The sequence below is a fragment of the Pedobacter sp. 05L430 genome, assembly GCF_056397585.1.
Genome location: NZ_JBFTNT010000300.1, coordinates 1 through 5015, shown reverse-complemented (window position 1 = coordinate 5015; position 5015 = coordinate 1). Strand labels below are relative to the sequence as shown.

General features: G+C 37.5%; 3 protein-coding genes. All 3 read left to right on the top strand.

What is annotated here, in order from left to right:
* The coding region (locus AC1DG9_RS23030) for a FecR family protein (RefSeq protein WP_477635312.1) at positions 1-826 on the top strand (826 nt) is incomplete at its 5' end.
* A gap of 86 nt (positions 827-912) precedes the next feature.
* Positions 913-3975, top strand: coding sequence for a SusC/RagA family TonB-linked outer membrane protein (locus tag AC1DG9_RS23025; protein ID WP_477635311.1), 3063 nt, complete (start codon positions 913-915; stop codon positions 3973-3975).
* 9 nt (positions 3976-3984) lie between these two features.
* Positions 3985-5015: SusD/RagB family nutrient-binding outer membrane lipoprotein (locus tag AC1DG9_RS23020; protein WP_477635310.1), on the top strand; the 1031-nt coding region annotated here is incomplete at its 3' end.

The following is a 5015-nucleotide window of genomic DNA, read 5'->3' as shown; positions in this document are numbered from 1 at the left end:
GCCTAAACCTATTCAAAATATTGAAAAACCGATAAAAAGAAACTTTGTCAGTTGGTACAGGATTGCAGCTGTTATTGCATTTTGCACCTGTTCTTTTGCGGCATATCATTTCTTTATTCCAGATAATCCTGCCGGTAAAAACGATACTACTGAATGGAAAGTTTTGCAAACCCCTAGCCGGGATAAATCAAAAATTATACTTGAAGATGGTACTGAGATAAACTTAAACGCTAAAAGTCAATTAAAATATCCAGCATCCTTTAGCGGAAAAACCAGGGAAGTATATCTGAATGGTGAAGCTTTTTTTGATGTTAAGAAAGACCCTGATCATCCTTTTATTATCCATACCAAACATATGAGGATAAAGGTACTGGGAACTGCTTTTGATGTAAAAGTTTATGAGGATGATTCATTTATTGAAACAACTTTGGTAAGAGGGCTTATTCAGGTCACATTGAACAATAAACCTGCTGAAAAGATCATATTAAAACCAAACCAGAAGTTTACCATTGCTGACAAAAACAGTGTTAATTATACCATAACTCCTTTGACTTATTATAATTCAATGGATAGCAGCAACAACAACATCATGGAAACCTCCTGGTTAAACGACAGACTGGCATTCAAAAATCAAACATTCGTTTCTATTGCCCGGGATGCGGAAAGAAAATATGGCGTTGAAATCAGGTTTAATGATGAGAAAAAGAAAGATTATACTTTCACGGGAAAGTTTGAGAAAGAAAGCATAGATGAACTATTAAATGCTTTGAGATATATAGAAGATTTCAGCTATAAAAAAGACGGGAATATTATATATATTTATTAAAATCCCTCAAACCAAATCACCACCTAGACCCGAGTACGAAGCTTATGATGAAGACGATGCGGCACGTATTGATTTTCTGCTTCCTTATGACAGCAATTAATGTCCATTCGCAAACGAAAGTGACATTAAAGCTCGAATCGGCAAGTTTTGATCAAGTTATCAATGAAATACAAAATCAGACTTTTTATCGGTTTGTATTTAGTGAACGTAAAATTCCTGATAAGAAAATTACCATCAATATAAAGAACGAGGAAACGTTCAAAGTACTTGACCAGATCCTTAGTAGCACTAATTATAACTATAAACTACTTTCCAATAACCTTATTGTTATAAAACCGAGATCAAATGAAGATCAAGGCATTGATTCCGTTAAGCTACTGGATGAAGTTATCGTAACAGCCTTAAATATTAAAAAAGAGAACAGAAAGATAGGTTATTCAGTTTCAACTATTGATGGTTCTTCATTAACAAAGGCGAGGGAATCGAACCTTGCTATGGCATTAGAKGGACTGGTAGCAGGGCTAAATGTGAGTGGTGTGAATGGAGGGCCGGGCTCGTCTGCCAGAATACTGCTAAGAGGTACCGCAAGCAAGGATGCCGGGCCGCCTCTTTTTATTATTAATGGTATACCTATAGATAATACTCAGCGTGGGAGTGCAAATGAATATGGAGGTGTAGATTATGGGGATGGAATCAGTAACATCAACCCCGATGACGTAGAGACGATTACCGTATTAAAAGGATCTTCCGCTTCTGCTTTATATGGTGCACGTGCCGCAAATGGTGTGATCATAATTACCATTAAAAGTGGAAAAAAGAAATCGGGTAATTCTGTTGAATACAATTCCAATTTCTCATTTGACAGTCCTGTAAACAATACCGATTATCAATACATATATGGTCAGGGTTTACAAAATTTAAGGCCGCAAAACATCGCAGGAGCAATTGCAACCGGTATACTTAGCTGGGGAGAAAAAATGGATGGACTGCAAAGCGTACAAATTAATGGAGAAAACCGTCCCTATGTACCGGTAAAAGACAATATAAAAACATTCTATAGAACGGCGCCGGCATTTACAAATACCATTTCCCTAAATGGCGGATCAGATAAAAGCAGCTATCACGCATCTGCCTCTGTTCTTGATTATCAATCTATTTTAAGGAATAGCGATCTGAACAGAAAAACAGCCAACCTATTTACCTCGTATGACCTGACCAGAAAACTTACACTCACGTTAAATGGCAATTACATTTACGAACACGGCAAAAACAGATCCTACCTTAGCGATGGCCCTATCAATGCGAATTACGGCATCGCTGCCATAGCAACAAGTGCAGATCAAGCGTTGTTAGCTCCGGGATATGATGTAAATACCGGAGCCGAGACCAGGTGGAATGCGGATGAATACAAAACCAATCCATATTTCACCATCAATAAAAAAGAAGACAATTCTTCGCGTGACAGATTTATATCCTCGGCGCTTATCAAATACGATTTGAGCAACTGGGTGTTCCTACAAGGAAGATTTGGTTATGACATTAGCAATGATCATATTATCAGTATAGTACCAACAGGCACCGCTTTTTCTATAAATGGCCAGGGTGGGATAAACGCTTTAAATCAATCAAAAACATCAGAATTAAATACCGACATTCTTCTTTCGGGAAACAGAGATATTACTAAAGACCTTAACATAGACATATCTGCAGGGGCAAGCTTCCGTAATAGAAGAACAAAATCTAATGAGCTAACTGGTACTCAATTTATTATACCCTATTTGTACACGATTGAAAATCTAGCTGCCGTTAGTAGTAAAAATGCCCTAACAAGAATTGTTACTCAGTCGGCGTATTACACGATTGACCTGGATTTCAAAAAATATCTTACCCTATCATCCACCGGCCGATACGATGTATACTCTACGCTTCCACGCAATAGCAGGGGCATTTTTGTGCCAAGCGTTTCCGGAAGTTTTATATTCTCTAACTTTTTAAAAATAAAAGGTCTGGATTTTGGTAAAATAAGAGCAAGTTTTGCCCAAACAAGCGGAGAACCAGCAGTGCCTTATACCACACAGATCTATTATTCTTCAGATAAGTCCATAAACGGTGTTCCTCTAGGAAATTTTTCCAGGGATCTGCCCAACTACAATCTGAAGCCTTTCACTTTAAATGAATTTGAAACCGGCATTAATTTAAAACTTTTCGGAAACAAATTAGACCTTGATTTCACTTATTTCCACAGGATTACCAATAAGGAAATTATTAACGCCGGGCAATCTGTAACCACAGGATTCACATCCGCTTATGTAAATTTAGGCAAAACCCGTAATACAGGTATCGAAACTTCTATACAAACCAATTTGATAACCAATAAGAATTTTAGTTGGAAGGCAGGAATCAATGCCAGTCACATAAATAACTTATTGATATCAATAGATGGTATCAGCAGCTATGCGTTTGGGGGCACCTATCGTCCATTAAACGCAAGTACAGCCCTTGTTGTTGGCAAGTCTATCACCCAGATCATGGCTTATGATTATCAGCGCGACAAGAATGGGAACATGATCATCGGTACAGATGGAATTCCGAAACGAGGGGATATGAAACCAATGGGCAGTGTTCTTCCATCTTACTACGGAGGTTTCAGTAATAACTTCCAATATAAAAGCTTCAGTTTAAGCTTTCTAATCGATTATAAATTTGGAAACAAAATCCTGTCGGCTACAGAAACCTACTCCTACGTTCTGGGCCTTAATAAGGCAACCCTTATTGGTCGTGAAACAGGTATAGTTGCCAACGGTGTGTATGAAAATGGAGAAACAAATACCATAAATGTTCCTGCCTATAACTACTACCCGGCGTTGGCTACAAACATCTCCGCACTCGCTGTTTTAAACGGCAGTTTTATAAAACTAAGACAAGTTGTGCTTGGCTACACATTCTCGTCCAAAATATTAAATAAAACGCCTTTTAAAAATGTATCAATAGATTTAATAGGAAGGAATCTATTAACTATTTTGAAGTATACTAAAAATATAGACCCCGAATCTCAGTTCTCTCCCAGCCTTGCTTATGCAGGAATAGAGGGCGCATCATTACCTGCAACAAGAACGTTTGGTATAAACCTAAATCTGAAGTTTAAATAACTGTATGCTATGAAAAAAGTAATTATTCTTCCATTGGTTTTAATAATGATCATTATGTTTAGCTGCAGTAAAGAGAAGTTGGATAAAATAAATACAGATCCGACAAAATCCAATGCTTCAAACTATGACCCTAATGGTCTACTTTCAACAGCACAATTAAAGTTCGCAAATAAAGGTTATTATCAGTTGCTTTATCAAAGCACAATGACGCAGTTACTCGCATCTACTTATTACTATTATAATAATGGGGATAAATATATAAATGTGGCGAGCTTTACCGATTATCAAGGAAGGATTTTTGAAGAGGGCTATGCAGAGGCCTCCACAATAAGAGAAATGCAGCGACTAGCAACTGAAAAAAATGCTGATAAATATTCAAATCTGATCAATATTGGTGACATCATGTTCGTACTAATTTTGCAAAGAATCACGGATACTTATGGAGATGTACCTTATAATGAAGCCGCAAAAGCCAGGCAAGGTATTAAATATCCTTTATATGATAAACAGGAGGACATCTACAATTCCATGTTATTAGACCTTGAAAAAGCCATTGACAATTTGAATCCTGATAAACCCGGGCCAACTGCAGATCTGTTTTACAATGGAGACATTAACAAATGGAAGAAGTTTGGCTATGCTTTAATGGTACGGGTAGCGATGAGATTGAGCAAAGTTCGACCAGATATCGCGCGACTCTGGGTTGAAAAAGCTTCAACTCATGCTTTTTCTGACGCAAGTGACAACGCAATTCTAATGACTGATGCTACCAGCTCGGGTAGCCAAAATAGCTCTTCAGTTGCATTACGTGTGTTTTCAGATTATATTGAAGTAAAATGGAGCAAAACCTTAATTGATTATCTAAGAGATACTGGCGATCCAAGATTGGCCGTCATCGCTGAAATACCTCAGGATGGTCTTGCAAAAAATATAAATCAAACACTTTCAGGAAATACAGAGGCATCAGTTCAAATTGGACTGCCTAACGGATATGATCTGCTTGGAGGAAATACCGATATCAGCAAACATCCCTTATATCC